Raw genomic sequence first — 18,991 nt, forward strand, 5'->3', positions numbered from 1 at the left:
ATCGGGCGTAACAATACTTTACAATAGCCCTGGAAACATCATACCTGAGATAGATTAATTTGCGATCCTCTTCGAGGGCTTCGCCAACGCGCGATCGTCCTACTCCGACTGAGTGATTTGTCTGAATTTTTCTTCACATATAATGTATTAGGTCTTATGATGTATGCCTTATGGCGTATGTCCCATCACCGAACAGTTTTAGATAGAAAAGCCGATTTGAGATGTTTTTAGGTACAAGTCCCCGGAAGCATCCGCGAATCGCCTCTAAAATCTAAAATCTGAAATCTAAAATCGGATGATTTATTTGTGTGAACCAGCTTTATGAGTGAATCAACCAATCCACCGCTATCTCCACCAGTTTCTCGACGAACCGCCCTCAAATTCCTCGGAGTCGGTGCCGCAGGCGGGCTGCTGGGCTACTCTCGATTGTCCAAGCCCGAACCCGCCGTTTTTGTGCAAGATACTCTTGACTTGCCGCGAATGCTGAATAAACCCAAAACCGTTGCAGTTGTCGGCGCAGGATTAGCAGGGCTCGCCTGTGCTTACGAACTGAGTCAGCGGGGTTTCGCCGTGACGCTGTTGGACAAATCGCCCCAACTCGGCGGTAAAATTGCTAGTTGGCCGATACAAGTCGGCAACGAAACCTTTATGATGGAACACGGTTTTCACGGTTTTTTTCCGCAATACTACAACCTCAAAAGTGTGGTCAAAGAACTAGAAATTACCGATAACTTTGTATCTTTAGAATCCTACGCCGTTGTGTTTCGAGACGGCAAATACCAACCAGAAGTTTTCCGTCCCAACCATTCAGCTTTCCCCTGGAATATCGTTGATTTGGGGATATCTTCTCCGAATAGGCTCAAGTGGGGAATCAACCTGACAAAACCCGCTCACTGGCAAGTTTTTCGGGAAATCGGCGGTTTTCAAACTCAAAAAAGTTTCGCTCGCCTCGACAACATATCAGTTGCCGACTGGGTAAAAGGTGAATTCCCGCGCGGACTTTACGACTTGTATTTTCTGCCTTTTGCCAAGTCCAGTCTCAACGCTCCCGACGAATTGAGCGTAGGAGAATTAATGCAATTCTTCCACTTTTACTTTTTCGGAAATCCCGAAGGTTTGGCATTCAACGGCACGCGGCAAGATATGGGCACGAGTTTGGTGCAGCCGATTGCCAGATCCATTGAAAGTAAAGGTGGCAAAGTATTGACAGATGTCGCAGTTAGCGGAATTCACTGGGAAAACGGTCAGATTGATTCTTTGACTTATCAGTCTGGAGACGTGCAGAGTAAAGTACCTTTTTGGGTAAAGCGAAACGCGCTGTTAACTGACAGCAACTCTACGGAATATTTCGGCGCTGGCGACAGCGTGTTTGCCGCCGCACCCGGAGGAAAAGAGGCAATTTCTCTGAGCTGTACTCACCAAGGCTGCACGGTTCAGAAACAAAATGACGGTCAATTTCACTGTCCTTGTCATGGGGCAGTTTTTGATGCTGATGGGCGAGTTGTGAGCGGGCCTGCTCAACGGGATTTGCCTCGATTTAAAGTAGTTGATAAAAAATCCGATGAGATACAGTTAGCCACCGCTCCTAATAAGTCGCAACCGCAGAATGCAGGGGAAACATTGAAGGCTGATTATTATGTATTTGCGGCGGATGTTCCGGGGATGCAGCATTTGTTTAGTTTGGCCAGCGGTGAGGTGAATCCGCAGGTGCAGAGCCGAATTGAGGAATTGAAAATAGCCGATCCGTTTGCGGTTGGGCGTTTTTGGTTCGATCGCGATTTTGCCTGGGAACACAGCAATTTTAGTTCGCTTTCCGGCTACAAACTGACTGACAGCATCACACTTTACCACAAAATCCAGGATCAGTTCATCGAGTGGCATCAGAAAACTGGCGGTAGCGTAGTGGAACTGCACGCTTATTGTTACAAGGAGAAGGAATTCCCCAACCAGGAAGTTTTGCTGGCTACTTTTGAGCAAGAATTGTATGAAATTGTACCGGAATTAAAAGCAGCAACTCTGCTGCACCGGGAGTTGGTAAATCAAAAGAATTTCTCGGGCTATCCGCCCGGTAGTTATGCGGAAAGGCCGGAGACTTGCTGCGCTGTTCCCAATCTGTTGTTTGCCGGAGATTGGGTAAAAATGCCTTTTCCTTGCGGTTTAATGGAAAGGGCGGTGAGCAGCGGTTTGTTGGCAGCTAATGCTATTTTATACCAGGAGGGTTTGCAGAGGCGATCGCTCTTGACGGTGAATCCCGAAGGCGTGCTGAAAATCTAAGGTTTGCAGCGGGGCGGATTTTCAATCGTGTCCGCACGAATAAAAACTGGTTCGTAGTGAGGACTTTAGTCCTCAGGAGAAGAAGGACTAAAGTCCTAACTACGAACCTTAAAAAAAACTGGTTCGTAGTGAGGACTTTAGTCCGCATCCATAGAAGGACTAAAGTCCTAACTACGAACCTTTTTATTTTATTTCGAGTTAAATTAGCACACAAAACATTGGTTTATGGCTAAAAGAATCTGGTGGCAAAAACCGCAAATCCGCACCGACGAAGAACAGCAATTGCACCGAAAAGTTAGCTGGCTGGAACTCTTTTTTGACCTGGTATTCGTAGTTATTATTGCCGAATTATCGCACAATTTGGCGATCGATGTTTCTTGGGTAGGCGCGGGTAAATACATCTTGCTATTCTTGCCCGCGTGGTGGGTTTGGATCGGTGCAACTTACTATAATGAGCGGTTTGAGACAGAAGGAATTGAAAATCGATTGTTTACGTTTCTCCTAATTTTGGCTGTAGCGGGATTGGCGGTATTTTCCCACCACGGTTTAGGAGAAACCTCTGTGGGTTTTGCCTTATCTTACGTATTTGCGCGATCGATCGTAACTGTTCTCTGGTGGCGTGCTGGTTACCACGAACCGAGTTTCCGCCCAACTGCGAAACGGTTTGTCATTGGTTCTAGTATTTCGATCGCCTTTTTTATCTTATCCGTTTTCGCACCTCCCCCAACACGTTTTATCTTGTGGGTAATTGGCTTATTTGTAGATATCAATACCCCGATATTTACCCTCAGACACCAATCAAAACTCCCCCAATTTAGCAGTTCCAGACTTCCCGAAAGATACGGACTATTTATGATTATAGTTTTGGGGGAAGCCGTAGTCAGCGTAGTTCAAGGATTAGCCGCCAAAGAACACTTTGAATTCGCCCATGCCATCACTGGAATTCTGGGAATGACGCTGATTTTCGGTATATGGTGGATATACTTTGATTTTGTCGCTCGCAGGCCTCCAAAACCTGCAACTGGTTGGGTATTTGCTTGGGGATATTTGCATATGCCGCTGGTAATGTCGGTGACGGCAACGGCGGCAGGAATCAACAATGTAATTGCCTCGAAAGCAACAGTGCTGCCTTTGAACGTGCGGTGCTTAATTTGTGGTTCTTTAGCGATTTCTTTAGCTGTGATTGCTCTACTAGAAACCACTTTGCGCCGAGATGAGGACGAACCCGCTCACCCGATATGGAGTCCTGCCTTAAAGTTAGCTGCGGCGGTTGTGACACTAATTGTAGGTCTTTTCGGAGGATTAGGAGCGATCGCTCTCCTGAGTTTGTTGGTAATATTACTAGCAATTCAGATGAGTTACGGTTTGTGGGTGTGGTTTCGCTGAGGAGAAAAGTCAGAGCTTGGGAACAAAAAAACATCCGCGTGGCTTTGGGTGCATCTGCGGGTAAAATGTTGAATGAGTATAAAGCAAGAATAGATGCTGAAGAGTAACTGGAAAATTCCCAATAAATCTGTAACGTTTGATGATTTTGCAACAGAATACGATTTCGCTGCCACCTTGGAAAGCCAGAACGATTTTTTTACTAAAAATCTGTCTTCCAACAAAGGTACAGCATTAGATATTGGCTGCGGTTCTGGCATTCTGGCTTGGGAATTAGCTAAGTATTACGAGCGTGTAGTGGCGGTAGATTTATCAGCAAAAATGCTGGCTATTGCTAGTCAAAAACGCTCAGCCCCCAATATCGAATACATCCAAATGGATGCCAGTCAATTAGCGCTCGATCGCCAATTTGATTTAATAGTTAGTGCCACCACTTTTCACCACCTACCCAACCTACCCGTCGCCCTCTCAGGCATTAAGAACTTGTTAAATCGGCAGGGTAAAATTGTCTTTTTAGATAATGTCTCAGAAGTCGAAACACCAGCCACCCTCGGCTACATTATAGGTGCAATTAGAGATTTTATTCCCGATTGTTCTAAATACGGATTTCGCGATGCTTCAAGATTGTTGAAATTTAGATTGTCGCCAAGCTGGTTGAAGCATTTAGCGAGCGACAGGTATTTGTCAGAAGGGAGATTTAAAAGAATTTACGGCCGTTGCTTTCCCGGCTGTTATTTTGTAAGATTGGGTTGTTCTATGGGCGTAATTTGGGAAAATTTGTAATGCAAAATAATGCGATCGAATCGATATCTGCAAGGGGAGAAAAAACTCACATCCGCGAGTTGGGCATTAATTTGGAGCAATGGTATGCAGTCGCCCGCAGCACAGAGGTACAGAGTCAGCCCCTAGCTGTGATATTGTGGCATCGGGCGATCGCACTTTTCCGCGACAGTACAGGCAAAATCAACGCTTTAGAAGATAGGTGCCCGCACCGACAAGTTAAACTCAGCCACGGCAAAGTTAAAGGCGATTTAATCGAATGCGCGTACCACGGATGGCGATTAAATGCAAGCGGAGAATGCGCCGAAGTCGATTATTTAGCAGAAAACCAAAAGCTACCTAACTGCAAAATTCGCTCCTATCCAGTCAAGGAGCAAAACGGTTTTATCTGGCTGTTTCCCGGCGAGGAAACCCAAGCCGAAAAAATAGATTTATTGGATTTGCCCGAGTGGGAACATCTCAATTATATTGCCACAGTCTCAGTCATCGACTGTCAGGCACACTATTCATTTTTAATTGAAAATTTGATGGATATGTACCACGGACACTTGCACGATGATTGGCAAGCTTGGGCAAATCCGGTATTAGATAGTTTAGCAGAAGACGAGCATCAAGTAACAGCTCGCTATCAAGCACAAAGTTATTACAAAATAGATAAAATTTGGTCAATTTCCCAGTTATTTTTTAAGTCTCTGCGCCGACTGCACCCGGAACCGCTTGACGTGAGTTATGTTTACCCGCACTGGGTTTCAACATTGGGAAGCGACTTTAAGATTTACTGCTTAGTTTGCCCGGTAAGCGAGACAGCAACTCGCGCTTATTTAGTTCATTTTACCTCATTAAATGCGTTTTGGCGGCTGCACAAATTGCCTGTGTGGTTTCGCAAGTTTATCAAAGATAGCTGTTTCGGTGCCGCTCAAAAGTTATTAGATGGTTTGGTGCGGCAGGATGTGTTAATGATTGAGGAAGAACAGCAGGCTTTTTTGCAGAATTCGGAAAGAAAGAGTTACGAATTAAATCGGGCGTTGGGTAGCGTGCAAAAGTTGATGAGAAGTCAGGCGGAAAAAGAGTGATTCAGCCGCAGATTGACATCTGCGGCGCGACGAATGGAACCAGCCTGCACAGGCTAAGTTGAGAGTTCGCCTTTCCAAGCTTGAGCATGGTATTCTAGCAACAGGGAAAATTGACTTTCGGGAAGCAATTACCAACCATACCTAACACAGGAACCAAGCATGAACCGTGTCAGCATCAAGGGTGAACAACATCCGATTAAAAAAATCTTTAGCGATGACTTTATGTTCACCATTCCCCTCTACCAGCGTCCCTATGCTTGGACAAAGGAGGAAGCTGGGGAACTGCTGGAAGACCTGCTAACATTCTTGGGAGATGGTAACGAGACGATTGATGAACTCAACCCCTACTTTCTAGGCAGCATAGTTTTGATTAAATCGGAGCAGCCAGCCGCTGAAATTGTAGATGGTCAGCAACGTCTAACGACTCTCACCATACTACTATCTGCTCTCAGGGCATCATTGCCAACAGAACACGCCAATGACTTGACCACTTTTCTATACCAAAGAGGCAGCTTGATTGCGGGTACTCCTAATCGTTACCGTTTGACTTTGCGCGAGCGAGATGCAGACTTTTTCAAGGAATATATTCAAAATGAAGGTGGTATTAACAAGCTCAAAGAGTTGAACAGTGTTGAGCTGATGGATAGTCAGAAGCTGATTAAAGAAAATGCACATTTATTCTTGCAACGTTTCCATGCAATAGGCGAACATTGCTGTATACGCCTTGCCCAGTTCATCATTACTCAGTGCTTCTTAGTAGTGGTTTCTACGCCTGACTTTGACTCTGCATATCGGATATTCTCTGTGTTGAACAATAGGGGATTAGATCTTTCTGTAACTGATATCTTGAAAGCTGACATTATCGGAAAAATACCCGAAAGTCAACAAGAAAAATATACTAAAAAGTGGGAAGATACCGAGGAGAATCTGGGACGCGAGTTATTCAAAGATTTGTTTTCTCATATTCGCATGATTAAGGAAAAGAAAAAACTTAGCAAGAGTATCCTTAAAGAGTTTCAAGAAAACATCAATCCTGCGGCTGGGCCTCAGCAATTCATTGATGAAATTTTAGCTCCTTATGCTAAGGCTTTTTCGGACATTTACAACTTAACCTATGAAAGCGAGGCGCGTGCACAGGAAATTAATCAACTATTTAAATGGTTAAACAAAATTGATAATTTTGACTGGGTACCACCTGCCATTCTCTACCTATCTCGCAACCGTAACCGTAATAACCCCGATAATTTGCTGCGTTTCTTTAGAGATTTAGACCGCCTTGCCGCAGGTTTAATGATTGTCCGCGCCAATATCAATGAGCGCATAGAACGTTACAGCAGATTGCTTACTGCTATTGAGCAAGAGGAAGATTTATTCAATTCCTATTCACCGCTCCAGTTTACTCCTGAAGAGTCAAACAATATCCTTAGAGTCCTCGATAGTGACCTTTACCTAATGCAAAAAATTCGTCGTTATGTTTTGGTGCGCTTAGATGCTGCTCTGTCAGAAGGTGAAGCATCTTACAACTTCTCCAACATTACTGTCGAGCACGTACTTCCCCAAAATCCAGGTGCTAATAGTGAGTGGATGAAGTGGTTTGCTAATCAGCAAGAGCACGCTCAATATGTACATCGTCTTGGCAACTTAGTTTTACTATCTTGTGCGAAAAACACTCTGGCACAAAATTATGATTTTGATGTAAAAAAACAGAAGTATTTCACCACTAAAACAGGTGTTTCACCCTTTGCACTTACTACCCAAGTGCTGCGGGAACAGGAATGGACGCCAGAAGTAATCGCTCGACGACAGAAAGAGCAGATTAATGTTCTCAAGAATCTTTGGCGCTTATAGGATAATTGAATTGGATATCAAATTGCTATTATCTATCCATCAGCACAAAAGCCAGAGCTAAAATTAACAATCAAACCAGAAATTGCTTCGGGTGCATCTGGCGCAAGGAAGAGGGCGAAGCATGACCGCATATAAGTTATTAGTTATCATCTCCTATTTTCTGCGGTCATGCTTCGCCCCTACGCATATATTCGCTTGCATTGAGATGCACCCATTGCTTCAAGATTGAAAGCTAAAATCAAAGGAAAAGTTACTCATCCATAAATTAAAATAGAACCCTGTTGTTGGGTTCTCTTCTTGTTCTTGCGAACGAAACATGAAAAAAATTGGCGCGGCTTACACTGCTCTATCGAACAGTTCGGTCGTACATTACTGATTATAGCTTGCTTCTTAGCAGAAGGCAACCCATATTTCTAACTTGCCCGAAGGCTACACAGCCCAAAACCTACATCTGATGGCTCGATAGGATTGGTTACACCTCTGCTAAAAAATCGCAATTCATCTGCGTTAATCTGCCGTTATCTGCGGTCAAAAAAATCGATATCCCGCAGCACAAACCTTACTTTTTAGGCCGCTGCTGCTGGTAAACGCTGACAACTTTGTCCGCATAAGTAGCAGTGGCGCCACTTTTGCAAGCTGCGGAGTCCCCTGTCATCCACCAGCAAGCGGCGCGGCGGATAGCGGTTAATTCATTGTTGCTGCTAGCTTTGTATTCGTCGCGCAGCAAATCGCCGACGATACAGGTAACAATTGTTTTGGCTTTTGTGGCGTCGGCTTCAAATTGTTGCGGTGTTAAATCTTGTTTGGTACAGAATTTTGCCCAGCGGGAAATATTACCCGGCAAAACTTGCCACTGACTGTACATTCCGTCATTTGCGGTTTGCGGCGGGGCGGCTTGTCGCAGCGCTTCTACGAGGGCGGAAACTTGCGCGTCGGTGACTGCGGCTGCGGCTGGAAGTGTTTGGAATCCGAGACTCACGATTAGGCTGCTGAGTAGTAGATTGGTTTTTGCGATCGATTTAAAGTTCATTTACAACTCCCTGTTTTAATCAAAGTTTCCTGCACAAGGTTTACCTGAAAGGCGATCTCATGCCTCTGTCTTAAGTATGATTTGCTTGGGGAAGGCGGTGGCGATTCCCTACGGGATAGCTACGCTTCACAGCCTTATTATAGAAATTGGCAAAGAATTAGGATAAAATTGTGGAAGTACAACCCAGGGAAATTCGACGTTACACTACAGCAGAGGGTAGGGCACCATTTACCGAGTGGCTTGATGCCCTCCGCGATCGGAATGTTAGAGTTAGAATCAAATCTAGGCTTGACCGAGTTGAGCAAGGTAATCTCGGAGATGTCAAGTCAGTAAAAGAAGGAGTTTTTGAACTCAGAATTAATTATGGGCCGGGCTACCGCGTCTACTTCGGACAAGTTGGGTTGACAATTGTCGTCATCCTAGTAGCCGGAGATAAAAGCACTCAAGAACAAGACATTCGACAAGCTATAGTATACTGGGAAGATTATGAAAGACGTGAAAGCACCGACAAGTGATAGCTACTGCGAGTACCTAATTGAATCTCTCAAAGAGCCGGAAGAAGCTGCTGCCTATATCTGGGCTATTTTGGAAGAAAAAGACCCTGAACCCGCACTTTTGAGAAATGCTATCAGAAAGGTGATTGAGGCTCGAATCAGGATGAATGCTCTTTCGGAGTCAGCAAAAGAAGTTCACGAAAAACTCGACAAGATGCTGACTGAAAGCGGCGGTTCGGAAATTTACAGTTTGGTAGAATTGCTTGAAGCTTTAGGATTTAAACTAGAAATTAAGATCGCAAATATTGAGTTGCCGGCCGAGTCGGAATCAACAACTTTTGTGGAATCAGAATTATGCCCGGAACCTGCTAATCTATAACGAGTTGGAAGTCGATCGCATTCTGTGCATCGGTCAGGGCGGGTTTATAGATATTGTGAATGTGAATCAAAGATTTTTTGTGAACCCGCCCCTACAAATATGGTCGTTAATTCACCGAGAATCATATCACCGCTCTATCGCAAAATCTAACAGTCGGTGAGCCATTTCTAGCTTGCTGCAAGGTGCAATTTCTACTTGCTTCCCGGCGGTATTAATTAATATTGCTTGATTGGTATTGCTGCCGAAACCTGCACCTATTTTATCGATCGGGTTTGCGGCAATTACATCCAGCTTCTTAGCCCGCAATTTCTCCAACGCTGGCTTGACAATATCCCCAGTTTGTGCTGCAAAGCCGATGAGCTTTTGGTGCGGCTGCTTCAAGTTCCCCAACTCTGCCACAATATCGGCTACAGGCGCTAACGGTAAAGAATTGGGGAGCGATCGCTTTGGCAATTTCTGATTACTGCGATCGACTGGTTTGACATCCGCCACCGCCGCCGCCATCACCGTCAAATCGGCATCGTGAAAGCATTCTAGCATCGCCTGTCGCATTTCTTGGGCGCTGGTAACTGCGATCGCCCGTACACCAGACAGCGACAATTCCCCAGTTATGCTGTGTACCAGCGTCACAGCCGCGCCGCGATGCAGTGCAGCTTGCGCCAAAGCTATGCCCATTTTGCCGGTAGAAGGATTGCCGATAAACCGCACCGGATCGAGGTGTTCTCGGGTTCCTCCCGCGCTGATTAACACCCGTTTACCGGCTAAATCTCGATCGCCCTTGGTATACAACAGCGACTCAATATGAGGCAAAATCTCATGAGGTTCAGCCATTCTACCGACACCCGCGCGATCGCACGCCAGCATTCCCGCCCCCGGATTCGCCGCATGATAGCGCCGATAAGTCAACACTTCCCGCCAATTCCGCTGCACCGCAGGCTGTTCCCACATATCAGTATTCATCGCCGGCGCCAGCAAAATTGGGCAAGTAGAAGCTAAGACAGTATTAGTCAACAAATTATCAGCAAAACCCCCCGCCAGCTTAGCCAAAGTATTAGCAGTCAGGGGAGCGATCGCAAAAACTTCCGCCCATTCTCCCAGTTGAATGTGCAGCGGGCGGCCGTGATTTGCTTGCCAAAAATCCTTGTCTGTAAAAGCAGGATGGCGGGAAAGAGTAGCAAAAGTCAAAGGCGTGACAAACTCCCCGGCCGCATCCGTAAGAATGCATCCGTAAGAATTGCTTTAACTTCAGCTCCAGCCTTCGCTAAAGTTGAAACTACTTCACAAACTTTGTAAGCGGCAATCCCGCCACTAACGCCGATTAAAATTCGTCTACCTTTCACCATAGGATTTTATATTTTAGATAGGGAGCATCTCAGTTTTGCATATAGTGCGAGCGTCCCCGCTCGCGAGTATTATACTGCTCGCGAGCGGGGACGCTCGCACTATAATGAAAAATGCTTTTTTCAAAAATGAGATGATCCCTTTAGATAAAAAACGACTTACTTATAATATTATTTGGATATAAGATTGGTTGGTAGTGAGGACTTTAGTCCGCATCCATGAAGGACTAAAGTCCTCACTACCAACCTTGTTTCATATTTCAATAAAAAAGAATCAAGAAAGAAGTTGAGATGAAAACAGACAAAAATCCATAACTCATCTGTTCAATCCGCAACAAAATATGCTGCTAACTTCTTCCTCAATCCCGTCGAAATTTTGAGCTAGATTTTTAAGCCTATGCTTCGTCGTAGGCTTCCATATCCAGAAGGTGGAGATAGGGTTCAACCATCTCCGGCCGCTGAAAGGCAAGCGATCGCAACAAATGCCAATCATTCAATCCCTCAAAAGGATCTGTATAATCGTCAACCTCCAAACGGACAGCCAATTCTGCCACGTCCTGAGAAGTAAGTACAGCAATATCGCGCGATGCTTTGGTTAAAGTTTTCATTTTTTGACCCTGCCCGAGACTTCCGCCATACTATATCCTAAGCCTTTAATCAGATTTAGACACAGTTTCTACAACAAAACTTCGCATTACATCTACAACTTCCGGCAGAATCTCGTGTCCCATGTTAAATTCTCGATACTGCACGGGTGCTCCCCAAGCAGTCAAACTCTCGCGCGATCGCACCGCAGCACTAACGGGCACAATATTATCTTGAGTACCGTGCACGATCGAAACAGGCGGCAAAGCACTCCCAGCAACGGGCGAAATCGACGAGTGCAAATAACCGCTCAGACAAATTAAACCAGCTACGGGCAAAGTCAAACCCACATCCAGAGTCATCGCCCCGCCTTGAGAAAAGCCTCCTAAAATCGTGCGAGACAAAGGCACGCCCGTGCTGCTTTCCAAAGACAGCAATAATTCCTTCAGCAATTCCCTGCTTTCTACCAATCCCTCAGCATCTTTGTTTGCCAAGTCATACCACATTTTGCCACCCATTACCTGGGGATGGGGAAACGGAGCATCGGGAAACACAAACTGATAATCCGGCAAATTGAAAGCCGGTGCTAACGCAGTCAAATCCCGAGCATTAGCACCCCATCCGTGCAAAGCGACAATTAAAGCGACTGGTTTGCGATCGGTGGTTGGCGGAATGCTAATAAATTGTAAAGACATCGTAATTAGTAATTGGTAATCAGACCTTACTACAATGATAAATTGTCGCGGCGCGTAAAATCCCAGATATTTGTTTTCGGTAATATTTAAATGTAAATTAGGATGTGCTTGCTAATATCGTTTCCGGTTGCATCGGTATTGTTTAAACTGTCAACTGTCAATTAAGGATCGCAAATTAAATAATTTATACATATTTGTGGGATGGGCGTCCCGCCCGTCTAGAAAGAACGGGTTCTCCCGCCCATCCCACAATAACAATAAAAATTGTAAGTTATTTAATTCTCATTCCTAAGAGGGCCCGCACTCTTGGCACCGCCATATAACTGTCAACTGTCAACTGTCAACTGTCAACTGTCAACTGACGCGTACCGCTGATGAAATATTAGCAACTGATTGCTCGGGCTGTTGCCGCACGGGTACCTCAATCCAGAATTCAGTTCCCTCTCCCGGAGCCGATACGCACCTGAGCGAACCTTGATGTTTTTCCACTATTTGATAGCTAATCGACAATCCCAATCCGGTACCTTTGCCTACAGGTTTGGTAGTAAAAAATGGCTCAAACAAACGTTGTTTTACCTTCTCCGTCATGCCCGCTCCATTGTCCGCGATCCGCACGCACGCACAATTATAACTTAAAAGTTCAGTGCGAATCACAATGGTAGGTAAAAAAGGCGACTCTGAGGAAGATTTTGCGATTAAATGTTTATTTTTTTCGCCGTCATACAAAACATCAATCGCATTGCTTAAAATATTCATGAATACCTGATTTAATTGTCCTGCCCAGCACTCCACCAAGGGCAATTTGCCGTATTCTTTGATAATTTTAATGCCGGGAAAATCACCGTTAGCTTTTAGCCTACCGTCCAAAATCATCAAGGTACTGTCAAGGCCTTCGTGAAGATCGACCGACTTCATTTCAGCTTCATCCAAACGCGAAAAATTTCGCAGAGAAAGCACAATCTGGCGGATGCGTTCGGCTCCTACATTCATCGATTTTAGGAGTTTAGGCAAGTCTTCACTAATGAATTCCAAATCGATCTCTTGTAGTTTTCCTTGTACTTCTGGCGTTGGGTTGGGATATTGCTGCTGGTATATTTTCACAAGTTCCAGCAAGTTTTGAGTATATTCGCCTGTATGGCTCAGGTTGCCAGAAATAAAGCAGACAGGATTGTTAATTTCGTGAGCGACTCCAGCCACCAACTGCCCCAAGCTGGACATTTTTTCAGTTTGGATTAGTTTTAATTGCGCTGACTGTAAATTTGTCAGTGCCGTTTCTAGTTCAGCGGTGCGCTCTTTTAGTTGAATTGTACGATCGCGCACTTGGTGTTCTACTTTGGCTGTACGTCCTAGAGACATCAACAGGTAAGCCGTCAAGCTGCCACTCATCAAAAGCCCGATCGCGCCAATTGCCAGCGAACCCTCATGGGCGCTCAGACTATCGTACCCCTTTCCCGGCAAAACTAGCAGCATCCACTGGCGGTCTGCTACGTTGAATGTGCGAGTGCAAGCACTCTTATTTTCACAGATAGGTTGCCGGAGATTAGTTAACTCTGGATGTTCTAGTTGTGGATTATCTATAAACTGCTTGGTTTGCGAGTCGTAGCGCATCAAAAACCGTTCTTTTTCTGTGGCGGAGTTGTCATAGAGATAAAAATTTATGTGGTCTAAATTCAGTGATTCTAAATAAAAATTGACCATATTGGTAATCTGAAACACACCTGAAATCACTCCCCTGAGGTTTTCGCGGCTGTTTGCCGAGTTATCTGGAGAACTTGCGCGGCCAGGTACTGGCAGAAATAGTTGCACTCCAGGTCTATCGTTCTTAATTAATTTAATCTTCCCCGAAGCAGCTATTTTCCCGGTATTCACCGACTTCTCTAAAGCTGCTTTGCGTTCGGGATTGGAAGCCAGATCGAAACCCAGTGATTTTGTATCTGCTTCCAGGGCTTCTCTGTACGTGACAGGAAAATATTCCGATCGCGCTTTTACTGGTACAGGCTTTTTGTCAGCATCTCGCTCGTAGATTTGAAATGCCCGAAAACCTTCGGCTCGAATTGTCTGTTCGTAAGCTGCTTTGTCCGCAGCCGGGACGCGCAAAACCCAGTTTACAGAAAAGACAGCAGCATTTCGGGACAGTGCCGGTTGAACGAATTCCCTCAAATCTTGTCTGCTAACTTCAGCAGATGCGCTGTAGAATGCTTGAATTGAGTACAGAAAATCTAAGTTTTTGTTGATGCTTTGCTGTAAAGTCGCATTCAGGCGATCGGCTTGCTGATGAAATTCTGCTGCCATCCGCTGATTTTCCCAATTCCAGACAACGGCAGCCGCTATCAATGACAAGCCGGCACCCGTGCAAAGAGTCAACGCTGCTGGAATGTAGCGGCGATACGACTGTAAATTTTTCGTCAGTGAATTAAACCAATTGCTCGCAACATTCATATTTCCAGAGTTTTTGGCACCGGAGTGCGATTCGTTTAAATAGTTCTGAATTTCCTTGATAACACGATCGACAGCGCAGAAACAAGATTGTGTCAAAACTTAAGATCGCACAAATATGAATTTATCTTCATAAAGTTCGGTTTCTACGAAAATATTAGTTTGGTAACGACAATATAACAATTACTTTACCTCAGTATAGTGCGCCGAATGCACCTTACACAAGTAGCAATTCGCACTTGATTGTTAAATTTGAGTGGGCGCTACACACCTTGCCTAAATAGCAATTTGCACTTAACCGTCAACACGAAGGTGCGCTTATTACTTTGTGCGAGTAATAATTCGCACCTTTGTGTTGATTTAATTGTATGCAACCCACACCTTACTCAAGTGGCAATTTGCACCTTACAAAATAGTCCCAATTTCCTTCAAATACACCCGAGTAAACGGTTCCCCATCCTCCAGACTGTACTGTTCGATCAAACCTTGGCGGCGGATAGAAATACTATTGCCTTCCCGCACCACCACAGTATCATCATCAGTGCTTTCCCTGAGCAAAATCATCTCTGTTTCCCCCGGATTATCCAGCACCACCATATTACTGCCCTGATAAAACATTCCCTCAGCTTCCAAAACATTTTCGGGATATTCAGCAATCAACAAATCGAGTTTAGGATTTCGCAGCAAAGTTTGCACATTAAGATTGTAATTTTTATGCAAAACCTTTTCAGAACGGTTGACAAAAAGTCCAGTGCGACAAACAGCACCGATTGTCCAATCAGGATGTTGCAACAGAATGTGGTCAATTGTTTCTTGCAGTTCGTGTACCGAAATTCGGTTGAACGTAATAATCGGAATTCTGGCTGACTTTCCAGAATCAAAGAAAGTATCAATAATATGTGAAGGCACATCAACCCCTTCTCCGACAGCCGGGTTGAGGTGCATAAAAATTCCCGGCGCGGCATTGATTTCGATAATCCCAAAATTCCCGGTTTTCCAAGATTTGGCGAGAGTTTCTGTGACAACATCAATCCCCAAACAAGTTAACCGAAAATGCAGGGCGATATCTTGAGCTAAAACAATGTTATCCGGGTGAATGGTGCGGGTAGCATCGATGCTGACGCCGCCTGCGGAAAGATTGGCTACTTTGCGAAGAGATACAGTGCGATCGCGCTCTACGACACTATCCAATGACAGCCCTTGTTGTTCCAGGTACATTTCCATCGCTTCGTCGGACTGAATTTTGCTCATCGCCGAAGTTGGCGTGTCCAAGCGTTCTGGTTTGCGGTTTTCGCGGCGGATCAATTCCCGAATAGTTGACTCGCCGTCCCCTGTTACCCAAGCGGGCCGACGTTCAGTTGCAGAAACAAACTTGCCGTCAACGCACAGCAGCCTAAAATCCGCTCCTTTGATGCTATTTTCCACAATAACTCGCACGGGCCATGTTTCGGGAATTGCGTTAACTGCTCTTTTAAAAGCCGCCTGCAATTCTTCTGCATCTCGGATATCTGCGGTGACGCCAATTCCTTTATGACCGACTACTGGTTTGATAGCAACTGGGTAGCCAATTTCTCTTGCAACTCCCAGAGCTCCGTTTTCTGTGGAGACGATATCGCCTTTGGGAACTGGAAATCCTAAGGTAGCAAGAAAAGCTTTACAATCATCTTTGCGTGTGGTAAAATCCGAGTCTAAATGACTGTCGGAATCAAAAGTTGTGGCAGAGCCACGCACCAGTTTTTTACCGTAACCGTATTGCATCAATCCTTCATCCCACAAATAAAATGTGGGAATGCCTTTTTGGGATGCCGATCGCATTAATGAATAAACTGTCGGGCCTCCGTAAACAGACTGGCGGAACATATTTTGCAGCGCGCCAATTTGTGCTTCTAGGGGGAAATCTTGATTTTGATTGATGGCTTCAAACCAATCCCAAACAGCGTAAACTACGGCTCTGGCGCTGCGGGCATGAAGTGCTTCTATGCTGATTCTGCTAAAGTGAGAAAATGGTTTGACGTTCCAGTGTTGGAAGTGCAAACCCATGTCGAGTTTTGCTACTTCTGAGGCGGTGCGGCCGAACAGTTGGGCGTGGTTCGTGAAGGTTTCGCCTAGTAGTTGCGGGTAGCGATCGCCAATAATTTCATGATAATGTGCGATCGGCTGTGGTGCGATCGCCTCCGTCACCGCAAAATCGAAAACTAAAGCCGCTGTTTCTAAATAAGGGTTTGGCCCGATGTAATGTTTGAAGTTGAAAATATCAAAAACATCGGTTTTTCGCGCATTGACGCGGGCTATCTCGGTATTTTTTTCTTGAAGCATTTTTTGACCTCCTTTGAGCTAACTTGTCACATTAGCTCTCTTGTCGGCGCATTGGGTACTACCTATGGGTATAGATATTGTAGAGTCTCAGACAGATGAGGTATGTCCGCTAATCGGTAATCGGTAATCGATCGCGCATATAGACTCGATCGGGTTTTTGGAGGTACAGACGCCACCGTTTACAAATCCTGACATTCGCAGAATCTGGCATACCTCATGGGGTGCGATCGCCACTATATTGCAGAGAGAGGGAGAGAATGGGAGAGGGGGAGAGGGGGAGAGAGGGAGAGGGGGAGAATTGCCCAATTACCAATTCCCAATTACCAATTCGCCATTACGAATACTAATCACTAATGACTAAATGACTAATCACTAAATTATTAATCACTAATGAAAAAAAGCTATAACTTTTGAGAGGTACACGGCCAATTAAAATTGGCTATGACTGTGAAAAAGGATTTAAGAGGCAGAGAATTATGAAGATTGCACAAACTGCTCTCAGGGATCAAGTTCATCAATTAGCTGAGGAAGCATTTCACTTAAAGCTGATTTCTGGGTACGGTGACGGTCAACACAGCAACGAATATCAGATTGTCTGGAACGGCAAACCCCGACACCTGCCTTTGGAACGAGCGCGTACAGTATTGAGCAATTTGATCGAGCGATCGCACTAATTCGCGATCGAACTAATCTAGAAGCGCCGATCGACCCGGTTGATACGAAAAATAAGAGGTTTATGGGTTTTAGGCAGGTGAAGTCTCCAGTCAGAAATCGGGTTGATACCCCGTCGCGCGTCCAGGAATGTAATGTAAACTCATTTTTTGACCCCTCCTCCATGGTGTGAGGAGGGGTTAGTTTTTTTATCAAAAATCGCGTTACACCCGGAGATTCGAGTGAAATAACCGGAACGCTTGAGTTGCGTGCCTCCAACACGTATCAAAATCTGATGTTTGTTTTGTATTCAATACTCCGGACAGTTTTAGATCTAATCGAGTATCTCAAACCCTTGATGGCTATAGGGATGAGTATTTTTTCAATCTTTAACTCTAGCCCGCTCGTTTCAAAAAAACATTAAAAATGCCAGGGCTTACGCTGTAACGCTTACAGAGTCGTTAAAAAACTGTCCGAAGTATTGTTGTATTGGGAAACTTCACTCAGTCTATAGGCACTTATCCTGATCTCGACTCATTTATCCTCGATGGGCTTTGCCCCGATCGGCTCTGGGATCGCGTCGGTTTTTGTCCTTTTTGTCTGAGCGCTGCGGGCGCTCTAACATTTCCATCTCGGTAGTCTGGTACTCTTACCGTCAAAACCCGATCCGATCTTCTTGCCGTTAGTCCCAACATCTGCCATAGTTTTGTTAGTAGAAGAGTAAGACAGATGAGGCTAGTAGAGAAACATATTATTGACAAACATCACGGCTTTTATGCTGAGTGCGCTCGCTTGTGCTTTTTGTCTAAGAATCTGTTTAACTACGCCAATTATCTGATTCGGCAATCTTTCATTTTTGACGCCAAATACCTTAACTACAACGCTATGGTGAAGTTGTGTCAGGGAACGGCTGATTATACGGCACTGCCAGCTAAGGTTAGCCAACAGACCTTAATGAGATTGCACGAAAGTTGGATCTCGTTTTTTGAGGCGAGTAAGAAGTATACAAATTGTCCGCAGAAGTTTCTTGGGCGTCCCAAGCTTCCTCAGTACAAACATAAAACTGATGGTCGATTCGTTGTTACTTACACATCACAGGCAGTTAGCCAGCAATGGCTAAAAAAAGGAGTAGTTCATCTTTCCCAAACAGACATTTTTTTGACGACTCGGGTGAGTGAAATTCAACAGGTACGAATTGTACCATTATTTTGTAACTATGCGATCGAGGTAGTATATGAAGCTGTTGCCCAAACACAGCAAGGGAATGAGGAAACTGTTGCAGGTATTGATATCGGGTTAAATAACCTTGCAGCACTTAGTTCAAATGTTTTGGGGTTGACACCATTAATAATTAATGGAAGACCTCTTAAAGCTCTTAATGCTTATTACAACAAGAAAAAAGCTCAACTACAATCTCAGCTCACAAGAGAGAAGCACACATCCAACAGAATCAAACAACTGACCCACAAACGCAACTGCAAAGTTGATAATTACCTGCACAACGCTAGCCGATTTATCATCAATCACTTGGAAGCAAACCATATAGGGACACTGGTGATTGGAAAAAATGAGGGCTGGAAACAGGAAATCAACATCGGCAAGCGCAACAATCAGAACTTTGTCAGTATTCCTCACGCTCGATTTATTGAGATGCTCAAGTACAAAGCTTGCTTAGCAGGAATTAAAGTGGTAATTACTGAAGAAAGC

General features: G+C 44.8%; 14 protein-coding genes and 1 pseudogene. 9 read left to right on the forward strand and 6 right to left on the reverse strand.

What is annotated here, in order from left to right:
* Window positions 1-321 precede the first annotated feature (321 nt).
* From JGK16_RS21985 to JGK16_RS22005, 5 genes are all read left to right on the forward strand, one after another.
* Window positions 322-2,274, forward strand: a complete 1,953-nt coding sequence (locus JGK16_RS21985) for an FAD-dependent oxidoreductase (protein WP_293176322.1) — start codon at window positions 322-324, stop codon at window positions 2,272-2,274.
* Between the two features lie 225 nt (window positions 2,275-2,499).
* Complete coding sequence (locus JGK16_RS21990) at window positions 2,500-3,660, forward strand: low temperature requirement protein A (RefSeq protein ID WP_293176320.1); 1,161 nt, start codon at window positions 2,500-2,502, stop codon at window positions 3,658-3,660.
* A gap of 93 nt (window positions 3,661-3,753) precedes the next feature.
* Window positions 3,754-4,440, forward strand: a complete 687-nt coding sequence (locus tag JGK16_RS21995) for a class I SAM-dependent methyltransferase (RefSeq protein WP_293176318.1) — start codon at window positions 3,754-3,756, stop codon at window positions 4,438-4,440.
* On the forward strand, window positions 4,440-5,510 hold the full coding sequence (locus JGK16_RS22000; protein WP_293176316.1) for an aromatic ring-hydroxylating dioxygenase subunit alpha: 1,071 nt from the start codon (window positions 4,440-4,442) through the stop codon (window positions 5,508-5,510). Before JGK16_RS21995 ends, JGK16_RS22000 begins: the two co-directional genes overlap by 1 nt.
* A gap of 159 nt (window positions 5,511-5,669) precedes the next feature.
* Complete coding sequence (locus tag JGK16_RS22005; RefSeq protein WP_293176314.1) at window positions 5,670-7,358, forward strand: DUF262 domain-containing HNH endonuclease family protein; 1,689 nt, start codon at window positions 5,670-5,672, stop codon at window positions 7,356-7,358.
* A 559-nt stretch (window positions 7,359-7,917) separates the two neighbouring features.
* Here the strand turns inward: JGK16_RS22005 and JGK16_RS22010 are convergent.
* Window positions 7,918-8,388, reverse strand: a complete 471-nt coding sequence (locus tag JGK16_RS22010; RefSeq protein WP_293176312.1) for a hypothetical protein — start codon at window positions 8,386-8,388, stop codon at window positions 7,918-7,920.
* 170 nt (window positions 8,389-8,558) lie between these two features.
* Between JGK16_RS22010 and JGK16_RS22015 the strand changes: the two genes are divergently transcribed.
* Together JGK16_RS22015 and JGK16_RS22020 are read left to right on the forward strand one after the other, a co-directional pair.
* Window positions 8,559-8,903: a type II toxin-antitoxin system RelE/ParE family toxin gene (locus tag JGK16_RS22015; protein ID WP_293176310.1), complete on the forward strand. Its 345-nt coding sequence runs from the start codon at window positions 8,559-8,561 to the stop codon at window positions 8,901-8,903.
* The gene (locus tag JGK16_RS22020; RefSeq protein ID WP_293191624.1) at window positions 8,875-9,261 is read left to right on the forward strand and encodes a transcriptional regulator; all 387 of its coding nucleotides are present in this window, start codon (window positions 8,875-8,877) and stop codon (window positions 9,259-9,261) included. The genes JGK16_RS22015 and JGK16_RS22020 overlap by 29 nt, the downstream gene beginning before the upstream one ends.
* Before the next feature lie 126 nt (window positions 9,262-9,387).
* Here the strand turns inward: JGK16_RS22020 and coaBC are convergent.
* From coaBC to JGK16_RS22045, 5 genes and pseudogenes are all read right to left on the reverse strand, one after another.
* A pseudogene (gene coaBC, locus JGK16_RS22025) lies at window positions 9,388-10,604 on the reverse strand (bifunctional phosphopantothenoylcysteine decarboxylase/phosphopantothenate--cysteine ligase CoaBC).
* A gap of 392 nt (window positions 10,605-10,996) precedes the next feature.
* Window positions 10,997-11,209, reverse strand: a complete 213-nt coding sequence (locus JGK16_RS22030; RefSeq protein ID WP_106150386.1) for a DUF2555 domain-containing protein — start codon at window positions 11,207-11,209, stop codon at window positions 10,997-10,999.
* A gap of 45 nt (window positions 11,210-11,254) precedes the next feature.
* Window positions 11,255-11,881 carry an alpha/beta hydrolase gene (locus tag JGK16_RS22035; protein ID WP_293176306.1) on the reverse strand — a complete coding sequence of 209 codons (627 nt, stop codon included), beginning with the start codon at window positions 11,879-11,881 and terminating at the stop codon, window positions 11,255-11,257.
* Window positions 11,882-12,235: 354 nt separating this feature from the next.
* Complete coding sequence (locus JGK16_RS22040; RefSeq protein ID WP_293191632.1) at window positions 12,236-14,320, reverse strand: CHASE domain-containing protein; 2,085 nt, start codon at window positions 14,318-14,320, stop codon at window positions 12,236-12,238.
* A gap of 402 nt (window positions 14,321-14,722) precedes the next feature.
* Complete coding sequence (locus JGK16_RS22045; protein WP_293191627.1) at window positions 14,723-16,633, reverse strand: acetate--CoA ligase family protein; 1,911 nt, start codon at window positions 16,631-16,633, stop codon at window positions 14,723-14,725.
* 476 nt (window positions 16,634-17,109) lie between these two features.
* Between JGK16_RS22045 and JGK16_RS22050 the strand changes: the two genes are divergently transcribed.
* Together JGK16_RS22050 and JGK16_RS22055 are read left to right on the forward strand one after the other, a co-directional pair.
* Window positions 17,110-17,307: a hypothetical protein gene (locus JGK16_RS22050; protein WP_293149664.1), complete on the forward strand. Its 198-nt coding sequence runs from the start codon at window positions 17,110-17,112 to the stop codon at window positions 17,305-17,307.
* Window positions 17,308-18,013: 706 nt separating this feature from the next.
* On the forward strand, window positions 18,014-18,991 hold a 978-nt coding region (locus tag JGK16_RS22055; RefSeq protein WP_293191630.1), incomplete at its 3' end, for a transposase.

Origin of the sequence: Microcoleus sp. PH2017_09_SFU_O_A (assembly GCF_020738625.1) — a bacterium.
Classification (GTDB): Bacteria; Cyanobacteriota; Cyanobacteriia; order Cyanobacteriales; family Microcoleaceae; genus Microcoleus.

Coding starts and splice junctions, on each gene's coding strand:
- JGK16_RS22030 (WP_106150386.1), bottom strand. CDS start 11,209: ATGAAAACTTTAACCAAAGCATCGCGCGATATTGCTGTACTTACTTCT.
- JGK16_RS22000 (WP_293176316.1), top strand. CDS start 4,440: ATGCAAAATAATGCGATCGAATCGATATCTGCAAGGGGAGAAAAAACT.
- JGK16_RS21995 (WP_293176318.1), top strand. CDS start 3,754: ATGCTGAAGAGTAACTGGAAAATTCCCAATAAATCTGTAACGTTTGAT.
- JGK16_RS22005 (WP_293176314.1), top strand. CDS start 5,670: ATGAACCGTGTCAGCATCAAGGGTGAACAACATCCGATTAAAAAAATC.
- JGK16_RS22040 (WP_293191632.1), bottom strand. CDS start 14,320: ATGAATGTTGCGAGCAATTGGTTTAATTCACTGACGAAAAATTTACAG.
- JGK16_RS22010 (WP_293176312.1), bottom strand. CDS start 8,388: ATGAACTTTAAATCGATCGCAAAAACCAATCTACTACTCAGCAGCCTA.
- JGK16_RS21985 (WP_293176322.1), top strand. CDS start 322: ATGAGTGAATCAACCAATCCACCGCTATCTCCACCAGTTTCTCGACGA.
- JGK16_RS22045 (WP_293191627.1), bottom strand. CDS start 16,633: ATGCTTCAAGAAAAAAATACCGAGATAGCCCGCGTCAATGCGCGAAAA.
- JGK16_RS22050 (WP_293149664.1), top strand. CDS start 17,110: ATGAAGATTGCACAAACTGCTCTCAGGGATCAAGTTCATCAATTAGCT.
- JGK16_RS22020 (WP_293191624.1), top strand. CDS start 8,875: ATGAAAGACGTGAAAGCACCGACAAGTGATAGCTACTGCGAGTACCTA.
- JGK16_RS22035 (WP_293176306.1), bottom strand. CDS start 11,881: ATGTCTTTACAATTTATTAGCATTCCGCCAACCACCGATCGCAAACCA.
- JGK16_RS21990 (WP_293176320.1), top strand. CDS start 2,500: ATGGCTAAAAGAATCTGGTGGCAAAAACCGCAAATCCGCACCGACGAA.